Here is a 24,025-nt window from a genome sequence, read left to right on the forward strand (position 1 = left end):
AAAAACACGTATATACCCCAATTGCATTCCTGGTATTGCTGACTTTTACCTTATATCATCCATTGGGCCGCAGAATAGTTCATTTACCATAATGGTATCCAAATATTCATAAAGTCCGCTAATTAAGCCATTCTTAAAGGTTAAAAGCAACATCACATCGTTTTCGTAAATACGCCCATCCTTTCGCGTTCCCCGAATATGAACATAAAGTGCTGCCCGCTCCTGGTCTGCCGTGATAGATCGAAGCGTCATTTTCATTCCCTCCGGGAATCGTTCTGCTACCGTGCCCCATAATTTTACCTGGTTTTCTAGTGATTGGTAACCGCCAAACGGCCAGGATCCATCACCACTCAACCAATACACACAATCAGGCGTTTTTAATAAGGCCATTTCATCGAAGTTCCCTTCCACCATTGCATTGAAATATTTTTCTGCTATTTCTTTTGTTTCCATGCGTTTGTAATTTAGTGACTGTTTAGTCAGTCGCTACAAATGTACAATAATTTATTTGCCAGCAAAATCCGCAAGTCTTTAAAAAACTTCTTACACCGGATTGCGCTATTCTACCTTGTTACTATTATTTGTGACTCAATGGAGCCACTTCCGGAAGTGTATGATGTGTCAATTGAAACAGTGCAAAACAATTCCAAACCCACAATCTGACAAATATTTTAAGTACTCCAAACGCTGCTGACATACTGCTGTCACTTCGCTGCATTTAGTTTGTACTGTAACAAAAAACCAAAACAAAAACTGCCTTAAACATGGAAACCAACAGCATTCAGACCGGCGAAGTCAACACACAAATTCCCATTTTGACACCGGAAGACCTCCTCGCGCATTGGCAGGGCCACCGCAGGATTACAAGAAGAGCCATTGAAGCTTTCCCTGAGGAACAGTTCTACAATTTCTCAATCGGAGGAATGCGCACTTTCGCGCAACTGACCATGGAGATGATCGTGCTGACCGCACCGGGTATCCGCGGTATAGCAACGGGTGACTGGACTTTTGGTGAGCCTAAAATGGATTTCTCTACGCCACCGCCTGCTACAAAACAGGAAGTACTTGCATTGTGGGACCATATTACCGAATATATCAACCTGCTCTGGCCGCAAATACCGGCGTCTCGCTTCCGGGAAACTGATACCGCTTATGGGATGTATGAAGGCACTGTGCATTCCCTGTTCATGTACATCATCGATAATGAAATCCATCACCGCGGTCAGGGATTTGTGTACCTGCGCGCGCTGGGTATTGAACCACCTGCCTTCTGGGACAGATCGTAGTCTATTAGCCACTTTAATTTTCGCAGCCGGAGATCAGGATTTTGCCGCTCGCAAACCCTGATCTGCCGGTTGGAAAACCAACATAAGAGATCGCATATTTTTCTGGAATAATTTTAGTACTTACCTTCGTACCAGTAAGTTCTACACAATTATTTAAAATCCAGAACAATGAAAAACACACACCTGGTTGTGGCCATTTCCATTGCATTGCTAGCCACTGCCAACGAATCTTTCTCGCAAAACAAACCTGCGCCGACAGGCCAGGTTCCACGCGCTTATTCAGGCCAGCAACAAGGTACCTCCTCTTACTCGGGATACCAGCCCCGGCCCACCGGCCAGATCGCACCAGCAGTAGCAGGTCAGTCTCCTGCAAACTTGCCGCGCCCTGCCAACCTCAGCCAGGTACAAAATCTGGGCTTTGAGCCGGCCAAGGCTGACGTTGCAGCCGAAGGTCAGGTACCGAAAGTAAACTCAAATCAGGATCCGCGGACTTTCCCGGAAAGATATCAGTCAACTACCACCACTCCGGTAGAACAAACCGTGACGGTACAAGGCACGCAGGTAGTGCCGGTTCAGGGGGGGCAGCAGATTATCCCGGGGCAAACCACTCAGACCAGTATAACCACACAAACGACCACTGAACCTGGAACACAGCCGGTAAATGCCCAGCCGGGACAGGTTGTGCAGCCAGCGCCGGCCGCAAATGCCCAGCCCGTGCAGAGATCCCCTAATCAGATCTCTACCCAGCCGCAAACGCAGGCACCAGCAGCGGGTGCTCCTAAAAGAATGGAGCCCTGAGCATCAGGGGGAAGGAATAACTGAAATTTCGCGCAGCTTTTCCCTCAGTGCATTCCCTCTCAGGTCCCGCGCAGCTACGCGCCCGTCGGGACCAATCAGAACAGTAGTGGGATAGCTTTGAATATTATAAGTTTCAACCAGCTTGTTGACGCTATCGGATAAAATCTGCGGCCATTCAAGCTGGTTTTTTCTTAGAAAGCGGTCGAGGCGCTCGCGACTGTCTTCTCCAACGATACCAACAAACTGAATGCGCTGCTTATCAGTCTCTTTATAAATCTCCCGCAATGCAGGCAGGTCTTCCACGCAAGGTCCGCACCACGTTCCCCAGAAATCAATAAAAACGTACTTACCCTTGAAGTCGCTCAGCTTTAATGCATTGCCCGTTTTAAAATCACGCTCTGCGAAAGGTTTGAAGCGGTATCCTTTCTGCATTGAATAGCTATCCATATCGGGGTCCTCCCATTTAAGCTGGATAGCGCCTGTTCGCATATTTACACCCGCAAACCCGTATTTGGACTTACTCAGCCAATTTCCCACCTCAATGATCTCTCCCTGTCCCACGCCCCTGCCCGATAATCGTTTCCCGTTTTCGCGGTGCGCGTCGGTAAAAAGCTCTGATTCGTAGAATGTGGCGCGGTCAAAGTCATTATTTACCAGGATGTCAAATGCTTTGCCGGCCCGGTTCAAAGTTGCCTTTCCGTGTCGTGGAATGGAATACCAGAAGCTAAGCCGCTCTTCATGGTCCACGGCATGTTTGACGAGCATGGGTAATGTATCCTGCACAACTTCCCCATTTTCCACCCGCTCGAATGCAACACGCCAGAGCTTCTTAACGGAGCGCATGGAGTCAAGGCTCATCCCCTTTCCCTGCCCGTAAAGCTTCTCGGGATAAAAAGCTTCTTCGTCACTAAAATCGAGATCGTTATTTGTATCGATCATCACGGCAGCTTTTCCGTGCTTGTCTGTGCCGCGGATGGTATACACAAAACATTTAATCGGCTTTTTGGACAATGCGATTTCATCCGGTACCCATTCCCACGACTCCTGCATTTCCTGGTACATTTCCCTGCCGATCTTTCCCTCATGAAAATTCTGGTATACCAGCTGATATATGTTGAGAAATATCATGGATTTTACAACATGACTCCAATCTGACGGGATACCTTTCACCGGCCGGTAAACAGGGAGCCAACCCGCTGCTCGCGGGTCTTTTCCGGTATGTTCAGCGAACATGACCGAGTACCGCGCTTCAAAGGGACCAAAGCCTTCCTCTATTTTAACGGGAAGTTCGATATCCGCTCGTTCCTCAGCCGCATTGTCCTGGCAGGAGGTCAGCAGGAGTAGCGGCAAACTGGAAAGCAAAAGATTCCGGATCATAGCGGTATATTATAATATCTGAGGAACAATTTGAATAAATTTACGAGAATTCGGCAATCAGGCGACAAAATGCGCATTGTTCTTGTTCAAAATCTGTCACAAATTCACCCGCTCATTGTCCTGTACTGCCTCCTGAATGAGTGACTTGCGGCGGTATCTTTGCCTTAGGAACGAACATAATTGCTATTATGAAAACGTTTTATGCTGTTTTAGCAAATTCCCTGGCTGCTTCCCTGACCAATAACTTCGTCTGGTTTGCAGTCACATTCTGGGTTTACCTGGAAACAAAGTCGGTGATGGCGACGTCGGTGATGGCGGGTGTATACCTGGGTACTGTCGCAGTTTCGGGCTTTTTCCTCGGTTCGCTGGTGGATCGTTACAAGAAGAAAACCTCCATGATGCTGTCCGGCATTGTTACGCTGGGCCTGTACGTGGTTGCATTACTTATCTACATCAACACACCCGAGTCAACCTTCAAAAACGATCATAGCTTGCAGCTTTGGGCATTTGTTACGCTCACGCTATTCGGCGCCATCACAGGAAACATCCGCACCATCGCATTGTCAACCGTAGTGACGATCCTGATCAGCGAAGATGAGCGCGACAAGGCAAATGGAATGGTGGGTACCGCAAATGGCGTTTCCTTCCTCATCGCATCCATTTTCAGCGGACTTGTTATCGGTTTCCTGGGCATTACCTGGATGCTTGTGCTGGCGATTGGTCTCAGTACAATGGTGATCCTGCATTTACTGACCATTCATATCCACGAACCGGGCATTGTACACGCAGAGCCACATACGCAGCAGGTGGATATCAAAGGGACCATCCGCATTGTGGGTCTGGTACCCGGACTTTTCGGGCTGATTTTCTTCAATACTTTCAACAACTTTCTGGGCGGGGTATTCATGTCGCTTATGGATGCGTACGGATTGTCACTTGTGTCGGTGCAAACCTGGGGTACATTGTGGGGCGTGCTCAGCCTGGGTTTTATCGCGGGCGGACTGGCGGTTGCCAAAGTTGGTTTAGGTAAAAAGCCGCTTCGGACGCTGTTTCTCTGCAATATTTTCATGTGGGTTATTACGCTCATTTTCCCCATTCAGCCTTCCATTGTGCTCCTGAGCATTGGCATGTTCGCCTACATGTGCCTGATCCCGGTCGTAGAGGCGACTGAGCAGACGATTTTGCAAAAAGTAATTCCCCAGGAGCGGCAGGGACGTGTGTTTGGCTTTGCACAAAGCATCGAGCAGGCGGCCTCCCCTGTTACCGCATTCCTTATCGGGCCCATTGCCAAATTCATTTTCATTCCTTTTATGACAACCGGAGCTGGTGCACGCCTGATTGGTCCGTGGTTTGGCACTGGCACGGCGCGCGGGCTGGCGCTTCTCTTTATCGTCACCGGCATCATAGGACTGATCGTGACTTTGCTGGCTATGCAGTCTTCCGCTTACCATTCGCTTTCCAAAATCTACAAAAAACCTGAGCCGCAAATGGACACTGATCCTGTTGCATTGCCCGGTTCCTGAACTGTTCACAATCAACCATTTTCAACTATGTTCACACCATCAAAAGCATTCAATGGATTTTCAGTTGACAACCTGGAAAAGGCAAAGGCATTTTACGGCGAAGTACTCGGACTCGAACTCACCACTTCGGAGATGAGAACACTGGACATAACCGCACCAGGCGGAAACCATTTTCTGATCTACGAAAAACCAAACCACTCCCCTGCCACTTACACGACGCTCAATTTCCTTGTGGCTGACATTGATCATGCCGTCGCCGATCTTAAAAGCCGGGGCGTACAATTTGAAAGCTATGATTTCCCCGGGCTTAAAACCGGCGAAGACCACATTGCAAGAGACAACGGCCCCACGATCGCGTGGTTTACAGATCCTGCCGGTAATATCATTTCCGTAATTCAGGAGTGAAGGTACAGTGCATTCATTTGCGTGAAGAGGGTACTTTCACGATGATGCGGAGTTGACTAATTTGTAACTTTATACCGAACATCAACTCCGGAAAAGTATGAAATTGTTTCAAACAGAAATCCGCCTGCGAGAGAAAAGGCGGGGATTCCACCTGATCACCAACGAGATCATTCATGCTTTTCCGGAAATTGCGCAGATCAATGCGGGAATGTGCCAGGTGTTTATCCAGCATACCTCGGCTTCACTGACGATCAATGAGAATGCCGATCCGACAGTCAGAAAAGACTTCGAAATGTTTTTCAATAAATCAGTACCTGAAAACGATCCGGATTATGAGCACGACTATGAAGGTTCCGACGATATGCCGGCGCATTTGAAAGCTTCCTTGCTGGGCAGTTCAGTGATGATACCTGTGAAAAACGGGCGTTTTGCCTTTGGTACCTGGCAAGGAATTTACCTCTGTGAGCACCGCGATGCCGGCGGTCCCCGCAGCCTGATTCTTACTGCCTGGGGCAACTAAGGGGGTTGTCACAATCACCCCCTCTTAATGTCGCAAATCACATCTCTTTTTTAGGGTATTTCGCTGTTAGTTTGTCTTAGGGAAAATGGCTCATCAGAATAGTGACCGGTTCCCGCATTCAGTTTCAGAAAAGCCATGGAAAAAACGCCGGAACTAAACCTGCTCAACAGACTGGCAGGTAAATGGAAAACAACGGGAAAGCTCGGAAAAGAAGCGACTACCAACAACATTGAAGGAACAGATACTTACGAATGGATTCCGGGAGGCTTTTTCCTCCTGCATACAGTGGACGTGATCATGGACGGGGAACGCAAGCAGAGCATTGAAATAATTGGCTATGACCTGCTTTCAGGCACTTACCCGATGCATTTCTACGACGACATTGGCGAGTCCGGTGGTATGTCGGGCAGCTTTGACGGCGACAAATGGACGATCAGTTCTCCGGAAATGCGGTTCCATGGTGCATTCACGCAAAATGATCAGGTATTATCTGGTACCTGGGAGCGGTATGTAGGCAGTTCATGGCGGTACCTGATGGATATCAGACTGGAAAAGATGCAATAACTAACGCTTTTTACAATGGTAGAAGTTTTCAAGACGAACATTTCGAAGCAATCTCAGGCAAACCTGATCACTGCATCCATCGAGCGGACTCTTCCCGACCATCGCGCTTCGTTCGACCTGGAAGATTGCGACAAGGTTTTGAGGATCAAATGCGACGGGATAATCTGCGCTGAAAGGATCCTGAAGCTGGTAAAAGACCTCGGCTACGAAGCGGAAGTGCTTACCGATGAACTGAACTACTTTCCGTCCATGATGGAACTGGGTTTTCAACCTTTTGAAACATCCGAAAGCTGAAAATCAACACACTTTCGAAGCAATTTATTATCAAATCACCTTTACTAAAACACTTGACCCGATGAAGAAAACGACTATCATCTACTGGATCCTCCATGTCCTTCTTGCACTGCTGATGGGTGTAGGCGCTATTTTTGACCTGATTTCTGCGCCTGAGGCGGTTGCCCATATTACCCACATCGGCTACCCTGCCTACATTGTTCCCTTTCTGGGTTTAGCCAAAATTCTGGGCGTGATTGCAGTGCTGGTACCAGGCTATCCGCGGATCAAAGAGTGGGCTTACGCCGGGTTGGCCTACGATCTGATCGGGGCGCTTTACTCGCATATTGCATTCGGTGAAGGAATCGAAACCTGGGGCGGGCTGATCGTGGGACTGCTGCTGATCGCGGCCGCTTACTTTTATTATCATAAAAAAACCAGCGAGGTACCGCTTAGATATTCCCATTAGCTTTAACCAACAAACCAAGTGACACAGAGCGCAGTTACTCAGGCAGTAATTGCGCTTTTGTTGTATTTGTTCCGGTATGCAATGGGCGATAATCCCGTGATCTTTTTAAATGTACTGCGAAAAGCCTTTGTATCCGTATAGCCTACCTCGTACATCAGTTCCGTTACATTCTTTCGGGTAACTTCAAAGCTCTTCTTGGCTGCCTCGATCTTCACGCGCTGAATGTACTCGACTACCGAGTTGGACGTGGCTTTTTTGAACCTCCTTTCAAAACTGCGGCGGCCGATCGCAAACATATCCGAAAGCTGATCCACTGTGATCTTGTCCTGAAAACGTTTTTCTATATAATCCTGCGCTTTTCTGATCACATCGTCTTCGTGCTCCTTTTGTCCGCTGAACATGATAAAGGGCGACTGTGTGTTCCTGTCAATTTCTATCATGAAGAATTTGGTTGTATAAATCGCCATTTCGCGGTCAATGTACTTTTCAATCAGGTACACGAGCAGGTTCCAGAATGAATTCGCGCCCCCGCTGGTATAAACGCGGTTTTCGTCCGTGATCACGCGGTCGTCCATCAGGTTCACATCGGGGAACATCCTTTTGAAGTCGGCCGCTGACATCCAGTGCGTGGTGCAATTGCGTCCTGCGAGTAGCCCGGTTGCTGCGAGCAGAAATGCCCCTACACACAAGCTCGCCACCTCTGCCCCATTCTTGTGCTGGGACGAGATCCACGGAAAGAACGCTTTATTGGCCTCAATCACAGTATCCCTGTCCCCGTTAACAGCCGGAATGATCACCAGGTCTGTTTTGTGAAGTGTTTCAATCGTTTCCTCCGGCGTTACTGCAAAAACGCTGGCGTAGCGCTGCACTTCCGGCGTAATGCCCACCAATTGTATTTTGAATGCAGGCGGCCTTCCCATTGCAGCGAGAAAATCATTGACAAACGAGAAAAACTTAAAGGGGCCTTCAATAGTGCCGAGGGCAACATCACCTCTTGGAACGAGAACAGATATGTGCTTCATGAATCAAAAATAGAAAATTAGTATGTCGTGTTCAACCCTAAACTTGACGGCTTTGCCCCCTTTATTTCTCTCTCCTACCGGCTAAGTTTGCAATATAACTCATTAACAGACACATCTATTATGAACACAAAACGGATTGAAGAATCGATACTGATCCAGGCTCCTGACTACCGCATCTGGCAGGTTATTACGGATAAAAGATACAATGGTGACTGGCTGGTGGTATTTGGTATGGGAAACATTGCTGAAAGTGATTGGCAGGAAGGCAGCAAGGCACTGTTTATGGATGAATCAGGAAACGGGCTAGCCGGTACCATTGATGTGAGCCGCCCCTTTGAAGAGATCAGAATCGTTTATAACGGCATTGTTACAAAAGGTGTTGAGGATTATGAGAGTGACATCGCAAAGCAAATGCGGAATTTTGATGAAGTATATCTCCTCAGCCGAGAAGGTGACAGTGTACGAATGCGCGTTTTCTGTGAGATGGACGAAGTATATTTCGACGATCTGACGCAAGCCTGGAAAAAAGCATTGGAGAAAATCAAAGAGCTTGCCGAGAAACCAATGGACGACAGTGACTTGCTTGACAATGAAATGCTCGCCAAAACACTTGAACAAGCAACAGCTGAATACCTGTCGGCACTTACATCATTTAGCGAAGATCAGGTGAATATTGTTCCTTTTGAAGGAAGCTGGACAGCCGGGCAGGTAACAGACCATTTATTAAAATCTGAAACGGGCCTGCCCAAAATGATGATGGGAAAAACCGCACCGACAACCCGCCCGGTCGGACAAACAGTGCCGCAAATAGAAGATATCTTTCTCGATTTCAGCACCAGACTGCAAGCGCCTGACTTCAATATCCCAGACAATGGGCCCTATGATCTGGATACGATTATAGGAGAGTTTAAGGCAGAAAGAGCGGCCATCGCGGAAATTGCCCGCTCGCAGGATCTGACACTTTCCTGCGCTGAGTTTCCATTCCCGCAAGTTGGTGAATTGACACGTTACGAATGGATCTATTTTGTAGTGTGCCATTCCCGCAGACATGCGCATCAGCTACGCAACATTCTTGAAAAAGTAACCGAAAAAGTTGCGGGCTAGAAGATCAAAAGATTAATATCTTGCAGATTCTTACAAAAGAATCCAGGAAATGATCCAGAAATTAACGCTTAGCTTTTTAATGTTCGCAGCCGTTTCAGCTGCATTTGCACAATCGGTACCCAATAAAATCGCGCCTTTTCAAATGCGGCTGACCAGCGGTCAACAGTACTCATCCGCACAGCTGGCAAAAGGACCGGCAGTGCTGATCTACTTTTCGCCGGATTGCGAGCATTGCCAGGATTTCACCAAAGACCTGATCAAAAATTACCCGGTCGTAGCTGACAAGCAGGTGATTATGATCACATTCCAGTCAATGGACATGCTGAAACCTTTCGTGACGCAGCACCGTCTTGCCAGCTATCCTAACTTCAAAGTAGGTACGGAGGGCACATCTTACCTCGTGCAGCGCTATTACGGGATCCGCTCTTTCCCTTATATCGCGATCTACGACAAAGCGGGTAACCTCGTGAAAACCTACGAAGGCGAGCAGCCGCATGCCGAAATTTTCAAAACGTTAAAGCTGGTCAAGTAGTAAAACCGGCTCAGCCAATTGTTTCAAAAAGGCCGTCGTAATGTGCGGAGGGCGCAAGTATACCGCCGCTCTCCGCATAAAACGATGCGTCAGTAAGATAAACTCCCTTTTTAGTCCGCGTCCACGTGCTTTCGGCTTTCGGATGGTAGCTCATCAGCCGCTCCCAGTTTTTGTAATACTGATGTCCGTTCGTTTCCTGTAAACCCACCGACATGCCCGGAAAAGGTTGCAGCCTGGCAGCCACATTCTTGTTCCAGTCCACCAGGATCGGACTCACAGTGAGGTCGGCGCAAAAGCAGGGTACCTTTTTTTCGTATGCGAGCTGGGTAATTTTCATGGTCATACTCAGCGTCTTAGCGATCGCTTTCACCGCTATCGCAGAGTAGCCCAGCTCGATCCGCCGCGCGGCATCTTCCACAGTGTGTGCACTTTCATCGGCTGCTACTCTCACGCCCAGGTCGCCCACAAATGCTTCATTCGCCTCTTCAAAAGGTTCTTCAATCACCGCTATCTGGTCGAATGCGCCTATCTTTTTGGCATGATCAAGGAACCGCAGCAAGGTTTCCTTTTTCTCGTACCGCCCATTTGCGTCAAAATAGTACGGGATCTTTCCGTCTTTTGTATAAGGTGTTTCAAAATGGCCTATCGCCTTGTGCACCGCGGTTAAAAATGCGATATCTTTTTCGATCATCTCCTGCTGGGTACCCGGCGCGCCGGTTTTCAATTTCATAATAAAATAGCCTTCGTCGGCCGCCTGCCTGATCCGCTCCGCAGTGGTACCCACACTGAAAGAAGGGATACTTGCCACTTTTTCGTGCCGGTACGAAAGTCCGGGTTTGTAAGCTTCGGGCACCAGTTCGTCAAATTGCTTCAAGCCGTTTTCCTGGGCATACAGCAGCCACGCGGCATTATCTACGCAAACGAGCGCATTCAATGCGAATGTTTTTCTCAGGTCCGGGTTGCCTGTGATTTTTTTTCCGTAAGCCAAAACTTCCGGCAACAGGTCGTCGAGCAATGTAACCGGGTTTGTGAATGAGGTACCTTTCAGCATTTGCAGCGCGTGCTCGCTCATCGCGTACATCAATGCATTGCCTGCACTTTCGGAATGGGCGGCAAAGACTTTCGAGTCCGACCAGAGCACACCCTGTGTACCCAGTCCCACTTTCCTTATCCCCGACTCCGATTCCAGCATGGCCACAGCCTGCCAGCTGTCGGTAATTGCGCTGCCTTTAAACCGGTAAGGATTAAGCGGCTCACGTTCAAAATTTGAACTTACCTTGCTGATCTTGATCTTTTTCATGGTTGCAGGTTTAGTATGTAAAGTCGGTACAGTTACCCCGGCGGCGGCCAGCGTAATCGCAGATTTGGTAAACTCCCGTCGGTTCATCTTGTGCAGGTTTAGCTGGGTTCAGTGCTGTACAGATCGTGATATCTGCCCGTACTAAGACTGCCTCTCTCCTATTTCTACCCTTACCGCAAGCCAGAACGATGCGGACAATTTCGGCAGAAAACTGACACAACCGCTTTTAGGTTAGATCATGCAACCGTAAGGCTTTGATTAGAAAAAACGCTTCGACTATTCCGGATATGAAAAATACATTTTACACAATCCTGCTTTTACTCGTTTCCATTTCGGGCATTGCGCAGCATAGCAATGCACCGCGGCTCATCGTGCGCGGTGATGATATGGGATATTCGCATTCGGGGAATGTTGCTCTGCTGAAATGCTCCCGAGAAGGTATCCAAACCTCCATTGAAGTGATCGTACCCTCTCCCTGGTTTCCCGAGGCAGTGAAAATGTTGCAGGCAAATCCGGGTATCGATGTTGGCATCCACATTGCGCTCACCAGCGAGTGGGACAATGTAAAATGGCGCCCCCTGTCCGACTGTCCGAGCATCCGGGACGAAGACGGTTACTTTTTCCCGATGGTAAGAGCAAACAAGAACTACCCTAAACGATCTATACTGGAAAACAACTGGAAACTGGCCGACATTGAAAAGGAAATGCGCGCGCAGATTGAAACAGCCCTGCGCAAGCTGCCAAATATCAGCCACATATCTTCACATATGGGATGTACCGGACTCAGTCCGGAGGTACGGGAGCTGACAAAGCGCCTCGCCAAAGAATACAAAATCCCGGTCGATGCAGAACCTGCCAACCTCAGTTATGCCACTTATGAAGGTCCGAAAAAGACTTCGGCGGAAAAGATCCAAAGCTTCATCAAAATGCTCGGGAAACTGGAAGCAGGTAAAACTTACCTGTTTGTTGACCATCCCGGGCTGGACGATGCCGAGTTGCAGGCGATCAGTCACATCGGGTACGAAGATGTGGCCGCTGACAGACAGGGCGTAACCGATCTTTTTACGAGTGAGAAGGTAAAAACAGCTGTTAAGGAAAAAGGCATTCGTCTGATTGCCTATAAAGACCTGTTGAATCCGTAAGTATCACCCATCGGCGGCAACGCTGCATTTATCCCGTATATTTCGGCTTTCGTCATATTTTATTTTCCGGCGGTAAGTTTCTGTCGCATTTTTATGCTGTTAATAACAAAACCATGAAAATGTCGAAACTTCTGCTCGCTATTACCATCATTCTGGCTTCACTTCAAACTCCTGCATTTGCCCAATTCCCGATAGGCGGAAGTACACAGCCCAAAGCGCTTCCGGGTACTGCCGGTGACCAGGCTCTGAAAGGATCCGCACGGATCAGCGGATCTGTAATTGATTCAACATCATCACAAGGAATCGAATTCGTAAGCATTGCCCTCTACAATAAGAAAAGCGGGCAGGCTATCGACGGGACCGTAGCTGACGAAAAAGGTAAGTTCGCACTGACCAAAATTGTCGAGGGCGACTACAAAGTCCTGCTTTCATTTATCGGTTACGGGGACAAGACCATTGACAATATCAAACTTGGAAAAGGCCAGGAACTGGATTTGGGTACCATCAAAATGAGCTCGAATACCAAAACCCTGAACGAGGTAACCGTAACAGGCCAGGCTGCATTGATCGAAGAAAAGGTTGACAGGCTTGTTTACAATGCAGAAAAAGACATTACTGCAAAAGGCGGCGACGCAACAGACATTTTGCGCAAGGTACCTCTGCTCACTGTTGACCTCGACGGAAATGTGTCCCTTCGCGGCAGCCAGAACATTCGCGTGCTGATCAACAACAAACCGAGTACCATTATTGCCAACAGCGTGGCAGACGCATTAAAACAAATTCCTGCCGACCAGATCAAGAGCGTGGAAGTGATAACCAGTCCGTCTGCCAAATACGATGCGGAAGGTTCGGGTGGTATTATCAATATTATTACCAAAAAGAACAGCTTGCAGGGATTAAACCTGAATGTGGATGCGGGTGTAGGTAACAGAGGTTCGATGCTGTCGCTGAACGGAGGTTACCGCAAGGGAAAAGCAGGTTTCACGATCGGCGGTTTCGGTCGCGGGATGTACAATACAGTTACCAAAACTACCCTGGAACAAACCAGCGTGGTTGAGAATGTAACCTCAGTGACGCGCCAGACCGGCGATGGTAGCAGCCGGGGCTTGTTCGGGAACTACAACCTGGGCTTCGACTATGATATTGCCAAAAACCAGAGCCTTACGGCTGGTGTGAAATACGGCGTGCGTAATTTGAGCAACCAGCAGGACCTGATGACGCGCATTACCAGGAATGGCGAAACGGATTTCAATTCGACCCGCGACGTGGATGCGAGGAACCTCTCGGGTACTGTGGATGTCAACGTGGATTACCTGCATACTTTCAAGCCGCAGCAGGAATGGAGCATTTCGACCTTGTACAGCCGGAATGACCTGACCAATGATTTTGACGCAAATATCCTGAATGGAAACAACGAGCTGACTTCCCGTCAGCGTAACCTGAACAAAAACCTCAACCAGGAATTTACATTTCAATCGGATTACCAGACGCCTATTAAAAAGAACCAGCTCCTGGAATTTGGTGGAAAAGGTATTTTCCGTCAGGTCAACAGTAATTACAACTTCCTGATCGCAGAAGCAACCGGCGATTTCCGCCCGGAAACAGACCAGCCCTCAGGCGAGCTGCTTTACCACCAGAACATTGCGGCGGGTTATACATCCTATACTTATACCACCAAATCGCGCTATACATTTAAGGGAGGCGTGCGTTATGAGCATACATTTATTGATGCGAGTACCAACGAAGGTTCTGTGGGCGTGGGTAACTACGGCGTGCTGGTACCAAGCTTTAATGCATCTAAAACCATCAAGGGAACTACGGTGAAGCTGGCTTATAACAGAAGGATACAGCGCCCGGGCTTGCAGCAGCTGAACCCGAACTTCAACTCTGCCAACCCGCAAAATATCACGATCGGTAACCCTGAGCTGCGTCCCGAGCTGACGAACAACTTTGAGTTAGGTCTTTCCAAAAACATCAAGAAAACATTTGTAAATGCCACATTCTTCGGCCGGATCACCAACAATGCGATCTCGCAGGTACGCCAGCCTTCCGATACTCTCGCAGGCGCCATTGTGACTACTTACCAGAACATCGGAAAGCAGCATGCATACGGTACCAACATTTTCGCGAACGTGGCAGCCACTTCTAAAATCAACTTCGGTGTATTTGCCAATGTTTTTTACACCAAACTGACCGGACAAACGATTGGGCAGAATGGGAAATCCCAGGAGCTGACCAACACCGGCTTCAATGTAAGCGGCGGGATTTTTTCACAGGCTACTTTCAAAAATGGCTGGGGTGCGCAGGCATTTGGGTTTATGCAGGGTAACCAGGTGCAGCTGCAAGGTATGCAGGGTGGCTTCGGCTTCTATACGCTGGGTGTGAAAAAGGAATTTGGAAACAAGAAAGGAAGCGTGGGTATAGCTGCTGAAAACTTCCTGAGCAAACGCTATAAAATTCATACAGAGCTGAACTCGATTCAGTTCAATCAGGTGAATGATGTTTATCTTTATAACCGCGGGATCCGCCTTACTTTCACTTATAAAATTGGTAAAATGACTATGGATGCTCCAAAACGCAAAGCGAAGTCTGTCAATAACGATGACGTGAAAAGCGACGGCGCACAAGGCGGGGGCGGCGGTGCTCCTGCTGGCGGCGGCACTCCGAAATAAGCATTTGCCCGTTCATTCTGTAACTTCAATCAAAACCAATAAAACTTTAAATATGAAAACGAACAAACTTTTCCTGGCTGTTGCAGCGACTTTGATTTCGGCAGGCTCTTTTGCGCAGACTGTCGACGAGATCGTGGACAAGCACGTGGCCGCACTGGGTGGAATGGATAAAATCAAGGCAGTTAATACATTGGTGACAGACCGCTCCCTGGCAGTTCAGGGAATGGAAATCCCGAACAAAACGACGCTGGTTGTCGGCAAGGCGGTGAGAAACGAATCAACTGTAATGGGCAATTCGATGGTACAGGTTGTTGCGGATTCAAAAGGCTGGATGATCAGGCCGACGATGATGGGCGGAACCGGCGAACCTGAAGATATGCCGGCAGACCAGCTGAAACAGCAAATGAGCTCGCTCGATCCTTTTGGCGGGCTGGTAGGATATAAGGAAAAGGGCAACAAAGTTGAGCTGGTAGGCAAAGAGCAGGTGGACAAAAAAGATGTATTCCACCTGAAACTGACTACCCCGGAGGGACAGGTTGTGGACGAGTACGTGGATGCAAACACGTACCTGATCACCAAAGTGAAGGCGACCATGAATGGACAGGAAGGTGAAATTGACTTTTCCGACTACAAAGAGGTACAAGGCGTGAAGTTTCCGAACACAATGGACATTTCAAACCCGCAGATGGGAACGATGTCGTTCATAACGAACAAAATAGCCGTGAACACTCCTGTTGACGAAGCAATCTTTAAAAAACCGGTCAAATAGCTGTTTTCAGATTCATTAAAAAAAGCGTTGCCGAGGCAACGCTTTTTTTATGCGTGAACCATAATTAGTTGTATAATTGCAGAAAGTAATAAAGAAGTTATTACGTAAGTATTGAAGAAATACTACGCACTCCTCCCTCCTTCCATAAGCATTTACATTAGACAGCCCTGAAAGCATAGACTTGTCCGTTCGTACAGATGAAGCAGATTTTACTTGTTGAAGATCACGCAATAGTAAGACTGGCTACCAAGTTCCTGATACAGGATCTTTTAAATCCGGTTACAGTGCATGAAGCAGCTTCATTTGGCGAAACCCTGATACAGGTTGGCGCACATCCGCTTGACCTCATATTGCTGGACATCAGTATCCCTGACGGAGAAGGTTTCAATATGGTGCCGAGGATCCGCGAGATCCAGCCGAAAGTGCTGATCCTGGTTTTTTCCAGCCTGGAAGAACAGATTTATGCACTGCATTACATCAAGGCCGGTGCGAATGGTTTTCTCTCGAAAAGTTCGTCCCAGAACGAGATCAGAAAGGCGGTTACCTCCATGTTTGAAAACGGGAACTACCTAAGTATGGCGGTACAGCAGCAGCTGCTTCGCAATACGCTGGAAAGCAAAACGAGTTCCGAGAACCCGCTTGAACAACTCTCCCAGCGCGAGCTTGAAGTAATGGATATGCTCATAGACGGCTTCTGGACCAAAGAAATTGCGATCCAGCTGAACCTAACCGAGAGCTCCGTCAGCACTTATAAAGCGCGGATCTTCGAGAAGCTGAATGTAACTACCCTGATCGAGATGTTCAAAAAAGTGCAGTTTTACAAAGCCCAGCACGCCGGCTACTAGCATTCACTGGCCATCCCGTTTCCCTGATTTTTCATTTTTATCTAAAAAATATTTCATACACTTGCTCACATCTACGAAAATCTCGTAGATTTACGAAAACGTCGTAACAATGGAGAGATTAACGCAACAGGAAGAGGATGCCATGCAGGCAGTCTGGAAAGCAGGCGAAGGAAGTGTGAAGTCATTTATGTCTGAAATGGCGGCTCCGCTGCCGCCCTATACTACTCTCGCTTCTACCATCAAAAACCTGGAAAAGAAAGGCTTTGTCGCCAGCAGACTGGTTGGTAATGTAAACTTGTACGCGCCGGTGATTACGGAAGAAGCGTATAAACAGAGGTTTATGGGAAATGTAGTCAAAGACTATTTTGAAAACTCCTATAAAGAGCTTGTCAGCTTTTTTGTACAAAAAAACAAGATCTCGGCGGACGACCTCAAAGAGATCATCGGATTGATCGAAAACAAGAAATAGCAGTTTAAACCTTTTCTGCCATGTCGCCTTTATTCGAATATCTCATCAAACTTTCAGCCAGCCTGGCTGTGGTGGCCATTTTCCATTACCTGTTTTTACGCCGGCTTACCTTTTACAACCTCAACCGCATTTACCTCCGGTATTATTCCCTGCTTTGCTTCCTTGTACCATTTATCAGCATTGAAAATACGGTTAAGCACATTCCGGCAATCGGTAATGCGACTATTCTGCGGCAAATCCCGGCGATCTCTACCCAGCCCACGCCGGTTGTCGCAGGAGCAGTGGAGCCTGCAACTGCAGCAGACATTGACCTGGAAGCGTGGCTGGTCAGGTTGCTCGTGGTAGGTATGGTCTTCATGCTGGGGCGCCTCGTGCTGCACATTGTTGCTTATGTGAGGATATTACGGCAGGCACAGCTGGTTTCGGATGATGATGTACGTATTTACCACATAGAGAAAAATATAAGCCCGTTTTCATTTGGCAATGCTATTTTCTACAATCCCGCCATGCACAGCGGGGAGGAGCTGAAAGAGATAATTCTGCACGAGTATATTCACGTCCGGCAGCGGCATACGCAGGATGTGATCTGGGGCGAGATTCTTTGCATTCTCAACTGGTACAATCCATTTGCCTGGCTGATACGACACGAAATCCGCCTGAACCTGGAATACATTGCCGACCAGTGTGTCCTCGAAAATGATGTTGATATCAAACAATACCAGTACCTGCTGCTCAAATGTGCGGGTGGGCCGGATTTCCGGATTTCCAATGCATTCAACATTTCGTCGTTAAAGCAGCGGATTGTGATGATGAACAAGGAACGGTCATCACGCTTTCTTTTGATCAGCTTCCTGTTTGCTGTTCCGCTGCTGGTGGGTTTACTCATCTTTTTCGGTCCGGGTAAGGCACGGAACGAAGGGGATCCTTTTCAGATGTTCTGGCGGGATGGTCAGGGAAAACTAACGCATCCACGGTTTTCGTCAGAGGAGATCCACACGGCCGGACTAATCCTGGAAGCGCGAACCGGCAAGCCACTTGCGAACATGCCAATTGAGATTAGCAGATATGGAAAGCACATCAAATCAGTCAAGACTGACGCGCAGGGGTACTTCTATGCATTGCTGCCAGCCAAAAACTCAAATGCAGGTTTTAACCCAAAGAAGTTTATGCCGAACAGCTATACGATAGCTTATAAAGGCGGCCAGTTCAGTCCGTTTAGTCTAACAGAATTTCCTGTATACGACGATTCCTATATGGGATACTTTCAAGTTGTGTTTCAGAACTCTGAGTCGCAAACACCGGATTTCTATTCCGTCAACAAAAACCCGTTTTTTGAGCAATACAATGGTGAGAACAGCAGAGACGACATCAAAGAATATCTGCTGAACAGTCTTCCCCCGGTTTTGGCAGAACATAAGCTGAAAGCCGAGTTCAGGGAGAAGGTTGCTTACCCCACTGAGGTTCTTACCAAGTTTAAAAATGGCCTTTTCGATAGAGAGAAAAAGCTTGTAGGCTATGAGGACCGCATTAAGCTGTACCTCGATGGAAAGCCGGCCACCTACCAGGAGATCAATGAAGCTTTTCAAAGCTATCCTTACATGCTGGACGACACGAAAGAGCACCGCGACTGGGATAAGAACGAGCTCTGCAAATCTATTGCCTACCTGACATTTGATTTGTACAAAACTCCGCCACCCGCTACGCTGCTCGCGAACAATGTAGAATGGCAGCGCATTGAAGATTTTGATCTGGACAAATTGGAAAAGGAAGCTTACTTCCTGGATGGCTTTCGTCAGACTTACGGAATTGGCAGCAACCTGATGCCGCGCAAAGAGGATATCCGCAAAATTGCGCTGTTCAAAGGGAAGTTAGCCAAATACTACGACCCCAAACTGGAACGTGTCTGGTGGATTGAGACGCGGCCTGAGGCGGAGGTTTTTGAGAGGCCCGATTTGGCGGTTGCACGATAGATTAATGCCCACGAATGCACCGCAGCAGCGCATTCGTGGCATAAATAATCATTAAGGCATCCCAGGCAGCTTCAACCCAGAGCTTCTTAAACCTTGCATAATCTGCTCCTGAATGTCCATTTTGGTATCTACAAAGCCGTCCGCATTCAGCCACACGCTGATCATTACCTTGTATCCGTCCGGCTCGATTGAAGAAATTCCAATGCGTCTTTCGGGAATTTTCAGGGCATTTTGAGCACGATCCAGGACATTGTCAATCGTTTTTCTGACGTCCGTGAACTCTATCGCATTGCTGAATTTAAGCTCCACATCCAGTCGCCTGCTGCCTGATCCGCTGATATTGATGATTACTTCATTGGACAGCTTGCTATTCGGGATTACCACCATCCTGTTGTCAAATGTATTGACGATCGTATAAAAGATCTTGATCGCCTTTACAGTACCTTCCTGCCCTTGCGCCAGGATGTTATCCCCTACTTTAAAGGGTTTCAGCAGTAAAATGAGGATACCGCTCGTAAAATTTTGCAGGGTTCCCGACAACGCCAGACCAGCCGCCACACCAATTGCCCCGATAAGGGCAGCGAAAACGGTCATCTGTATACCGATGATCTGCATTACCGAAATGATCAGCAGCACACGTAATGCAGTGATGGTGAGGCTCAGCAGAAAAGGCGTAAGCGAAGGATCTACATTGCGCCGGTATAAATGGTTGGTCATCCAGCGGGATAGTATTTTGATCAGCCAAAAACCGATGATCAGTACTGCAAGCCCCAGCAGAAAAGACGGGCCTGTACGCAAAATCCAGGCATAAGCCTGGTTATAGAATTGTTGAAGCTTCATTGTTTGTAGCGGGTTCTTTAAAACAGAATACGGCGGGAAGCTAAAAATCCGTTCCAGCGCGGCATATTGCGGCTTTTACAAAGCTCCATTCATTCCAATGGCATATTTTTTGATTCAGGTAGTAAAAAGCATTGACGAAAACAGGTCGTCAGCGGCTGTAACTTAAACTAACAAATCAGGCTATGGAACCCGAAAGAAAAAAAGGGAAGGTTGGAACATACATTATTGTTGCATTATTAATCGCAGCCGTAGTGGGTCTGGGAATACATTTCCTGACACCCAAACCGGTAGATGTTGCCTCTAATGATAACATGACTTTGTTTATCAGAAACAAGATCATTGATATTGACCAGAAACTAAGTAAAGGCGAAGATGAAACGGATATTGCGACAAGACTTTCCTGGCACAAATCCAACACGGCGCTTTATAACGAAGTGAAAGATGCAAAAGATAAAACGATCAATGCGGAACGGGAGGAATTGAAGCAGAAGATCGTGAAAATCCAGACCAAGGAATTTCCAGAATTGAGAAATGCGTATGTATATTCGAAGAAAGAAGTACTAGGCCAGGAGCACATTGACATTTCACTTTCCGGTGATAAAAACGATGTACTGACGTTCAGCGGGGAAATGTTTGAACCAAAGAAAACGCAGAAAGACTTTATGAAAAACATACGTGACATTGTATACGATCTCAGATTTAAGAAAGTGGTATACAAATGGTCGGATAACAAAAGTGATATCGCGGATTATGAAATAGATTCGAAGAACGATACTGAAATTTAAATAGTGAAGAAACCAGCAAGAGCCGGCCTAGTTTGCAACTGGACCGGCTTTGTGTTTTTCAGCAGGTTCGCCGAATTCTGTTTTATAAATTTTTATCAAAAGAAGCAGAATACTGATCATGAGCGGACCGAAGATAAATCCCCAGAAACCAAACAGGCGCAAGCCTACAATTAACCCGAGGATGGTAGTAACCGGATGCACGTCTCCGATCTTCTTTAAAAAAGTAACCCGGGCAAGATAATCAATATTGCCCACCGCAACCATGCAATATATACCCAGACCTATCGCCTTTCCATTATCTCCTTTTGAAAACATAAAAATGACAATTGGCAACCAGATCAATGCAGTGCCCACCACCGGGAAAAAGGCACAAATGCCGGTGACAAGTCCCAGTAACACAAAGTCTTTTACCCCGAAAATCCAGTAACCCAGCACCGCCACGATACCCTGTATGATGGACACCAGCGGAATGCCGATCGCATTGGCACGCACCATACTGATCGTTTCGTCGGCAAGCAGGTCGATATTCCCGCGGTGGAGCGGGATAAACTTGCGCAGATTCTTTTCCAGCGCGTGGCCGTTGGTAAACATAAAAAAGGCCAGGAACAGGATCATCAGCAGATTGCCCAGCATGGTTGCGGAGCTGTTCAGGACGCCCGGAATAATGCTGCCTGCCTTTTCACGTACATTGGTAGTTGCTTCCTTGGTAAGCAGGTCCTGGCCGGTCCATTCTTTGAGCTGTTTTGAAACTGCCTCCACCGCCTGGTTCACCTGCGTCGGATCTTTAATGATCGCCTCGACTTTGGTGTAAACCATTTGCAGCGAGAAGTAAATCGGCGCGACAATGCAGGCGAAGAACAAAGTCATGAAAAGCAATGCCGTCAGACTTTTATTCCAGTTTCTCCTGATGGTTAAATTGAAATAATACTTCCGGCAAAGAATATAAAGGGTAAGCGCACCCAGAAACCCGGGGAAGAAGATGTATAACTGTTTGAAAATGATAACGGCAAGTGCAATTACAACGATCAAATAGAAAACCTGCCTCAGCCTGAAGTTAAAATCCGGAACCATCTATGGTATGTTTAGTGACTTCAATACGCCTTCGATTCCCTCGTTAAAGCAGCGAATCGAAATGAATGGGCAGCTGATTGATACGCTTGCCCGTTGCATGGTAAATGGCGTTGGCAATAGCAGGCGGCATCGCCACAAGCCCTATCTCTCCGACCCCCTTCACCCCCAACGCATTTACAATCTCATCATTTTCCTCGACAAAAATCACATCCAGCTCATGAATGTCCGCATGTACCGGTATGTGATATTCGGCCAGGTTCTGGTTCATGTATTTACCCAGGTTGAAATCCTGGATTGCTTCTTCCCTCAGTGCCTTGCTGATCCCCCAGATCATCCCGCCCAGGATCTGGCTGCGTGCTGTTTTGGGATTGATGATTTTACCCGCAGCTACTGCAGTAATGGCCCGGGTTACATTTACGATACCGAGCTGCTCATCTACTTCCACTTCCACGAATGCAGCACTGTGGGTAGCGCGTGAGTATTTCTTCTGTTTCAGAAGCGAGGGTACCGAGAATTTCGACACTTTGATCGGCTTTCCGCCATTCGCTTCTATGATTTCCAGGAACGAAACCGACTTGCTGCGGTCGCTTCGCAGGAATATCCGGCTGTCCTCAAATACCACCTCTTTCAGATCCGCTTTGCTAAAAACCGAATCTTTCATTTTTTTAGCAATAGAAAACAGCTTTTTCTTCAAAGCAGCACCTGCCACTTTCACCGCAGACCCCACTGTTGAAACAGTAAAAGAACCTCCCTGAATGGGTGCAAATGGCTTTTTGCTGTCTCCGTACAAGAATTCCACGTCCTCAATCTTCATTCCCAGCTCATCGGCGGCAATCTGCGTCATGACGGTCAGCGTACCCGTTCCAATATCCGTCACCGCGCTGTTCACCCGCAGCTTTCCGTCGGTAGTAAGTATCGCATCGGCTTTGGCAGGCAGCTGATTGGCCTCCCAGATTCCCGTCGCCATTCCGTAACCTACCAGCTTGTTGCCCCGCCGCATACTGCGCGGCTCAGGACTGCGCTTGTCCCATCCGAATTTCTCTGCGCCCTGAAGATAGCATTGGCGCAGCTCCTTGCTGCTGTAAGGCCGGTTCAGGCTCACATCATCTTCCGAATAGTTGATCAGCCGGAGTTGCAGCGGATCTATTTTGGTCTTGTATGCCAGCTCGTCCATCGTACTTTCGATGGCGTGCATGCCAGTACTTCCGCCGGGCGAGCGCATATCCAGCGGGCTGTATACGTCCAGCTCCACAAGCTTGTATTGCATCAATGTATTGGCTGCCGGATAAAGCATGTGCGACCAATTTACCACTACCTCGGTATAGTCCTCAAAGCGTGAAGTTTCTCCAATTGCCAGGTGGTTCATCGCGGTAACTTTTCCGTCCATATCCGCGCTGAAACGGGTTTGCTGAATGGTAGGCGGCCGGTGGCCGAAAGTAAACATCTGCTGCCTGTCCAGGGTCACCAAAACCGATTGTTTCAGTTCCAATGCGGCCATGACAGACAGGAAAAGCTGGTACTGCGGCCGCAATGCAGACCCAAACGCACCGCCCACATAAGGCGAGATAACACGCACATCTTTGTATTTCAACCCAAAAATGTTCGATACATAGAGCTGACTGTTGATCGTGCCCTGCGTTTTGTCGTAAATCGTCAGTTTGCCGTCGCCTTCGTAAATGGTGGTAGTAGCAAACAGTTCAAGCGGATTATGATGCTCGGTACCGTGGTAATACTCCGCCGAAACCTGCGCGGGCGATTCCTGATATGCTTTTTCAAATTTGCCTTTCGGCCTGGGTGGCAGGGGCTTCAGCATGGTCGCCATTCCGATCTTCGGAGAGCGCGCTTTTGACGCTTCCTTTCTCAGGTCTGTTTCAAATGCCTCCTCTTCACACTCCACTTCCACCAGCGTAGCCCCGTATCTTGCCAGCTCAAAAGATTCGGCAACAACCAGGCCGATCGGCTGTCCATTGTACAATATCTCCTCATCCTGCAAAGGCCGGAACGGCGAACCCGGAGGCGCGTCCATATCCGCATATTGCAGATCAAACCACGCCAGTGAAGGCCGGTTTTCGTAGGTAAATACTTCCACTATCCCGGGTACCGCTTTGGCCCTGCCCGTGTCCAGCCGCGTAATCTTCCCTTTGGTGATTGTGCTGTTGATCACATATCCGTACAGCAGGCCCGGCACCTGATAATCGCCGGAATATTTGGCTGTGCCGGTTACCTTAAGTTGTCCTTCCAGCCGGCTCAGCGGCTGACCAACTTGTTTTTGAGATGCTTCCATTTGTT

Annotated in this window: 24 protein-coding genes; 17 read left to right on the forward strand and 7 right to left on the reverse strand. The window is 48.0% G+C overall.

Going from position 1 to position 24,025, the window contains the following annotated elements:
* Nucleotides 1–45 precede the first annotated feature (45 nt).
* Nucleotides 46–453: a nuclear transport factor 2 family protein gene (locus AC1XTG_RS01655; protein ID WP_056287656.1), complete on the reverse strand. Its 408-nt coding sequence runs from the start codon at nucleotides 451–453 to the stop codon at nucleotides 46–48.
* 311 nt (nucleotides 454–764) lie between these two features.
* Here AC1XTG_RS01655 and AC1XTG_RS01660 point away from each other — a divergent pair, with 311 nt between their 5' ends.
* Nucleotides 765–1,286 carry a DinB family protein gene (locus AC1XTG_RS01660; RefSeq protein ID WP_056287653.1) on the forward strand — a complete coding sequence of 174 codons (522 nt, stop codon included), beginning with the start codon at nucleotides 765–767 and terminating at the stop codon, nucleotides 1,284–1,286.
* Between the two features lie 168 nt (nucleotides 1,287–1,454).
* Nucleotides 1,455–2,084, forward strand: coding sequence for a hypothetical protein (locus tag AC1XTG_RS01665; RefSeq protein ID WP_484840752.1), 630 nt, complete (start codon nucleotides 1,455–1,457; stop codon nucleotides 2,082–2,084).
* A 3-nt stretch (nucleotides 2,085–2,087) separates the two neighbouring features.
* Here the strand turns inward: AC1XTG_RS01665 and AC1XTG_RS01670 are convergent, their stop codons facing one another.
* Nucleotides 2,088–3,461: a TlpA family protein disulfide reductase gene (locus AC1XTG_RS01670; RefSeq protein ID WP_484840753.1), complete on the reverse strand. Its 1,374-nt coding sequence runs from the start codon at nucleotides 3,459–3,461 to the stop codon at nucleotides 2,088–2,090.
* Between the two features lie 188 nt (nucleotides 3,462–3,649).
* Between AC1XTG_RS01670 and AC1XTG_RS01675 the strand changes: the two genes are divergently transcribed.
* From AC1XTG_RS01675 to AC1XTG_RS01700, 6 genes are all read left to right on the forward strand, one after another.
* Nucleotides 3,650–4,984, forward strand: a complete 1,335-nt coding sequence (locus tag AC1XTG_RS01675) for an MFS transporter (RefSeq protein WP_484840754.1) — start codon at nucleotides 3,650–3,652, stop codon at nucleotides 4,982–4,984.
* 27 nt (nucleotides 4,985–5,011) lie between these two features.
* Nucleotides 5,012–5,389 (forward strand): VOC family protein, encoded by a 378-nt coding sequence (locus AC1XTG_RS01680; RefSeq protein WP_056287641.1) that lies wholly within the window; start codon nucleotides 5,012–5,014, stop codon nucleotides 5,387–5,389.
* Between the two features lie 97 nt (nucleotides 5,390–5,486).
* On the forward strand, nucleotides 5,487–5,909 hold the full coding sequence (locus AC1XTG_RS01685) for a secondary thiamine-phosphate synthase enzyme YjbQ (protein WP_484840755.1): 423 nt from the start codon (nucleotides 5,487–5,489) through the stop codon (nucleotides 5,907–5,909).
* 135 nt (nucleotides 5,910–6,044) lie between these two features.
* The gene (locus AC1XTG_RS01690; RefSeq protein WP_484840756.1) at nucleotides 6,045–6,473 is read left to right on the forward strand and encodes a DUF1579 family protein; all 429 of its coding nucleotides are present in this window, start codon (nucleotides 6,045–6,047) and stop codon (nucleotides 6,471–6,473) included.
* A 15-nt stretch (nucleotides 6,474–6,488) separates the two neighbouring features.
* Nucleotides 6,489–6,767: a hypothetical protein gene (locus AC1XTG_RS01695; protein ID WP_484840757.1), complete on the forward strand. Its 279-nt coding sequence runs from the start codon at nucleotides 6,489–6,491 to the stop codon at nucleotides 6,765–6,767.
* Between the two features lie 61 nt (nucleotides 6,768–6,828).
* A complete protein-coding gene (locus AC1XTG_RS01700; RefSeq protein ID WP_484840758.1) occupies nucleotides 6,829–7,215 on the forward strand; it encodes a DoxX family protein in 387 nt (128 codons plus the stop codon).
* 38 nt (nucleotides 7,216–7,253) lie between these two features.
* On the opposite strand, the gene AC1XTG_RS01705 is transcribed toward AC1XTG_RS01700, so the two are convergent.
* On the reverse strand, nucleotides 7,254–8,237 hold the full coding sequence (locus AC1XTG_RS01705) for a GlxA family transcriptional regulator (RefSeq protein ID WP_484840759.1): 984 nt from the start codon (nucleotides 8,235–8,237) through the stop codon (nucleotides 7,254–7,256).
* Between the two features lie 120 nt (nucleotides 8,238–8,357).
* On the opposite strand from AC1XTG_RS01705, the gene AC1XTG_RS01710 reads away from it, so the two are divergent.
* Both AC1XTG_RS01710 and AC1XTG_RS01715 read left to right on the forward strand, forming a co-directional pair.
* A complete protein-coding gene (locus tag AC1XTG_RS01710; protein ID WP_484840760.1) occupies nucleotides 8,358–9,341 on the forward strand; it encodes a DinB family protein in 984 nt (327 codons plus the stop codon).
* Between the two features lie 49 nt (nucleotides 9,342–9,390).
* Nucleotides 9,391–9,873, forward strand: coding sequence for a TlpA family protein disulfide reductase (locus tag AC1XTG_RS01715; protein ID WP_056287630.1), 483 nt, complete (start codon nucleotides 9,391–9,393; stop codon nucleotides 9,871–9,873).
* A gap of 10 nt (nucleotides 9,874–9,883) precedes the next feature.
* Here the strand turns inward: AC1XTG_RS01715 and AC1XTG_RS01720 are convergent, their stop codons facing one another.
* The gene (locus AC1XTG_RS01720) at nucleotides 9,884–11,260 is read right to left on the reverse strand and encodes an enolase C-terminal domain-like protein (protein ID WP_484840761.1); all 1,377 of its coding nucleotides are present in this window, start codon (nucleotides 11,258–11,260) and stop codon (nucleotides 9,884–9,886) included.
* 200 nt (nucleotides 11,261–11,460) lie between these two features.
* Between AC1XTG_RS01720 and AC1XTG_RS01725 the strand changes: the two genes are divergently transcribed.
* From AC1XTG_RS01725 to AC1XTG_RS01750, 6 genes are all read left to right on the forward strand, one after another.
* On the forward strand, nucleotides 11,461–12,315 hold the full coding sequence (locus AC1XTG_RS01725) for a polysaccharide deacetylase family protein (protein WP_484840762.1): 855 nt from the start codon (nucleotides 11,461–11,463) through the stop codon (nucleotides 12,313–12,315).
* 113 nt (nucleotides 12,316–12,428) lie between these two features.
* On the forward strand, nucleotides 12,429–14,987 hold the full coding sequence (locus tag AC1XTG_RS01730; protein WP_484840763.1) for a TonB-dependent receptor: 2,559 nt from the start codon (nucleotides 12,429–12,431) through the stop codon (nucleotides 14,985–14,987).
* Between the two features lie 52 nt (nucleotides 14,988–15,039).
* Nucleotides 15,040–15,756 carry an outer membrane lipoprotein-sorting protein gene (locus tag AC1XTG_RS01735; RefSeq protein WP_056287621.1) on the forward strand — a complete coding sequence of 239 codons (717 nt, stop codon included), beginning with the start codon at nucleotides 15,040–15,042 and terminating at the stop codon, nucleotides 15,754–15,756.
* A gap of 197 nt (nucleotides 15,757–15,953) precedes the next feature.
* A complete protein-coding gene (locus AC1XTG_RS01740) occupies nucleotides 15,954–16,601 on the forward strand; it encodes a response regulator (protein WP_484840764.1) in 648 nt (215 codons plus the stop codon).
* A 109-nt stretch (nucleotides 16,602–16,710) separates the two neighbouring features.
* Nucleotides 16,711–17,070 (forward strand): BlaI/MecI/CopY family transcriptional regulator, encoded by a 360-nt coding sequence (locus tag AC1XTG_RS01745; protein ID WP_056287616.1) that lies wholly within the window; start codon nucleotides 16,711–16,713, stop codon nucleotides 17,068–17,070.
* 20 nt (nucleotides 17,071–17,090) lie between these two features.
* Nucleotides 17,091–19,040, forward strand: coding sequence for a M56 family metallopeptidase (locus tag AC1XTG_RS01750; RefSeq protein WP_484840765.1), 1,950 nt, complete (start codon nucleotides 17,091–17,093; stop codon nucleotides 19,038–19,040).
* A 51-nt stretch (nucleotides 19,041–19,091) separates the two neighbouring features.
* On the opposite strand, the gene AC1XTG_RS01755 is transcribed toward AC1XTG_RS01750, so the two are convergent.
* The gene (locus tag AC1XTG_RS01755) at nucleotides 19,092–19,880 is read right to left on the reverse strand and encodes a mechanosensitive ion channel family protein (RefSeq protein ID WP_484840766.1); all 789 of its coding nucleotides are present in this window, start codon (nucleotides 19,878–19,880) and stop codon (nucleotides 19,092–19,094) included.
* Nucleotides 19,881–20,062: 182 nt separating this feature from the next.
* Here AC1XTG_RS01755 and AC1XTG_RS01760 point away from each other — a divergent pair, with 182 nt between their 5' ends.
* A complete protein-coding gene (locus tag AC1XTG_RS01760) occupies nucleotides 20,063–20,665 on the forward strand; it encodes a hypothetical protein (RefSeq protein WP_484840767.1) in 603 nt (200 codons plus the stop codon).
* 27 nt (nucleotides 20,666–20,692) lie between these two features.
* Here the strand turns inward: AC1XTG_RS01760 and AC1XTG_RS01765 are convergent, their stop codons facing one another.
* Together AC1XTG_RS01765 and AC1XTG_RS01770 are read right to left on the reverse strand one after the other, a co-directional pair.
* Nucleotides 20,693–21,736 carry an AI-2E family transporter gene (locus tag AC1XTG_RS01765; RefSeq protein ID WP_484840768.1) on the reverse strand — a complete coding sequence of 348 codons (1,044 nt, stop codon included), beginning with the start codon at nucleotides 21,734–21,736 and terminating at the stop codon, nucleotides 20,693–20,695.
* 43 nt (nucleotides 21,737–21,779) lie between these two features.
* Nucleotides 21,780–24,020 (reverse strand): xanthine dehydrogenase family protein molybdopterin-binding subunit, encoded by a 2,241-nt coding sequence (locus AC1XTG_RS01770; protein WP_484840769.1) that lies wholly within the window; start codon nucleotides 24,018–24,020, stop codon nucleotides 21,780–21,782.
* Nucleotides 24,021–24,025: the final 5 nt, after the last annotated feature.

Source organism: Dyadobacter sp. HNCC25DJ183, assembly GCF_056895175.1.

Coding starts and splice junctions, on each gene's coding strand:
- AC1XTG_RS01655 (WP_056287656.1), bottom strand. CDS start 453: ATGGAAACAAAAGAAATAGCAGAAAAATATTTCAATGCAATGGTGGAA.
- AC1XTG_RS01660 (WP_056287653.1), top strand. CDS start 765: ATGGAAACCAACAGCATTCAGACCGGCGAAGTCAACACACAAATTCCC.
- AC1XTG_RS01665 (WP_484840752.1), top strand. CDS start 1,455: ATGAAAAACACACACCTGGTTGTGGCCATTTCCATTGCATTGCTAGCC.
- AC1XTG_RS01670 (WP_484840753.1), bottom strand. CDS start 3,461: ATGATCCGGAATCTTTTGCTTTCCAGTTTGCCGCTACTCCTGCTGACC.
- AC1XTG_RS01675 (WP_484840754.1), top strand. CDS start 3,650: ATGAAAACGTTTTATGCTGTTTTAGCAAATTCCCTGGCTGCTTCCCTG.
- AC1XTG_RS01680 (WP_056287641.1), top strand. CDS start 5,012: ATGTTCACACCATCAAAAGCATTCAATGGATTTTCAGTTGACAACCTG.
- AC1XTG_RS01685 (WP_484840755.1), top strand. CDS start 5,487: ATGAAATTGTTTCAAACAGAAATCCGCCTGCGAGAGAAAAGGCGGGGA.
- AC1XTG_RS01690 (WP_484840756.1), top strand. CDS start 6,045: ATGGAAAAAACGCCGGAACTAAACCTGCTCAACAGACTGGCAGGTAAA.
- AC1XTG_RS01695 (WP_484840757.1), top strand. CDS start 6,489: ATGGTAGAAGTTTTCAAGACGAACATTTCGAAGCAATCTCAGGCAAAC.
- AC1XTG_RS01700 (WP_484840758.1), top strand. CDS start 6,829: ATGAAGAAAACGACTATCATCTACTGGATCCTCCATGTCCTTCTTGCA.
- AC1XTG_RS01705 (WP_484840759.1), bottom strand. CDS start 8,237: ATGAAGCACATATCTGTTCTCGTTCCAAGAGGTGATGTTGCCCTCGGC.
- AC1XTG_RS01710 (WP_484840760.1), top strand. CDS start 8,358: ATGAACACAAAACGGATTGAAGAATCGATACTGATCCAGGCTCCTGAC.
- AC1XTG_RS01715 (WP_056287630.1), top strand. CDS start 9,391: ATGATCCAGAAATTAACGCTTAGCTTTTTAATGTTCGCAGCCGTTTCA.
- AC1XTG_RS01720 (WP_484840761.1), bottom strand. CDS start 11,260: ATGAACCGACGGGAGTTTACCAAATCTGCGATTACGCTGGCCGCCGCC.
- AC1XTG_RS01725 (WP_484840762.1), top strand. CDS start 11,461: ATGAAAAATACATTTTACACAATCCTGCTTTTACTCGTTTCCATTTCG.
- AC1XTG_RS01730 (WP_484840763.1), top strand. CDS start 12,429: ATGAAAATGTCGAAACTTCTGCTCGCTATTACCATCATTCTGGCTTCA.
- AC1XTG_RS01735 (WP_056287621.1), top strand. CDS start 15,040: ATGAAAACGAACAAACTTTTCCTGGCTGTTGCAGCGACTTTGATTTCG.
- AC1XTG_RS01740 (WP_484840764.1), top strand. CDS start 15,954: ATGAAGCAGATTTTACTTGTTGAAGATCACGCAATAGTAAGACTGGCT.
- AC1XTG_RS01745 (WP_056287616.1), top strand. CDS start 16,711: ATGGAGAGATTAACGCAACAGGAAGAGGATGCCATGCAGGCAGTCTGG.
- AC1XTG_RS01750 (WP_484840765.1), top strand. CDS start 17,091: ATGTCGCCTTTATTCGAATATCTCATCAAACTTTCAGCCAGCCTGGCT.
- AC1XTG_RS01755 (WP_484840766.1), bottom strand. CDS start 19,880: ATGAAGCTTCAACAATTCTATAACCAGGCTTATGCCTGGATTTTGCGT.
- AC1XTG_RS01760 (WP_484840767.1), top strand. CDS start 20,063: ATGGAACCCGAAAGAAAAAAAGGGAAGGTTGGAACATACATTATTGTT.
- AC1XTG_RS01765 (WP_484840768.1), bottom strand. CDS start 21,736: ATGGTTCCGGATTTTAACTTCAGGCTGAGGCAGGTTTTCTATTTGATC.
- AC1XTG_RS01770 (WP_484840769.1), bottom strand. CDS start 24,020: ATGGAAGCATCTCAAAAACAAGTTGGTCAGCCGCTGAGCCGGCTGGAA.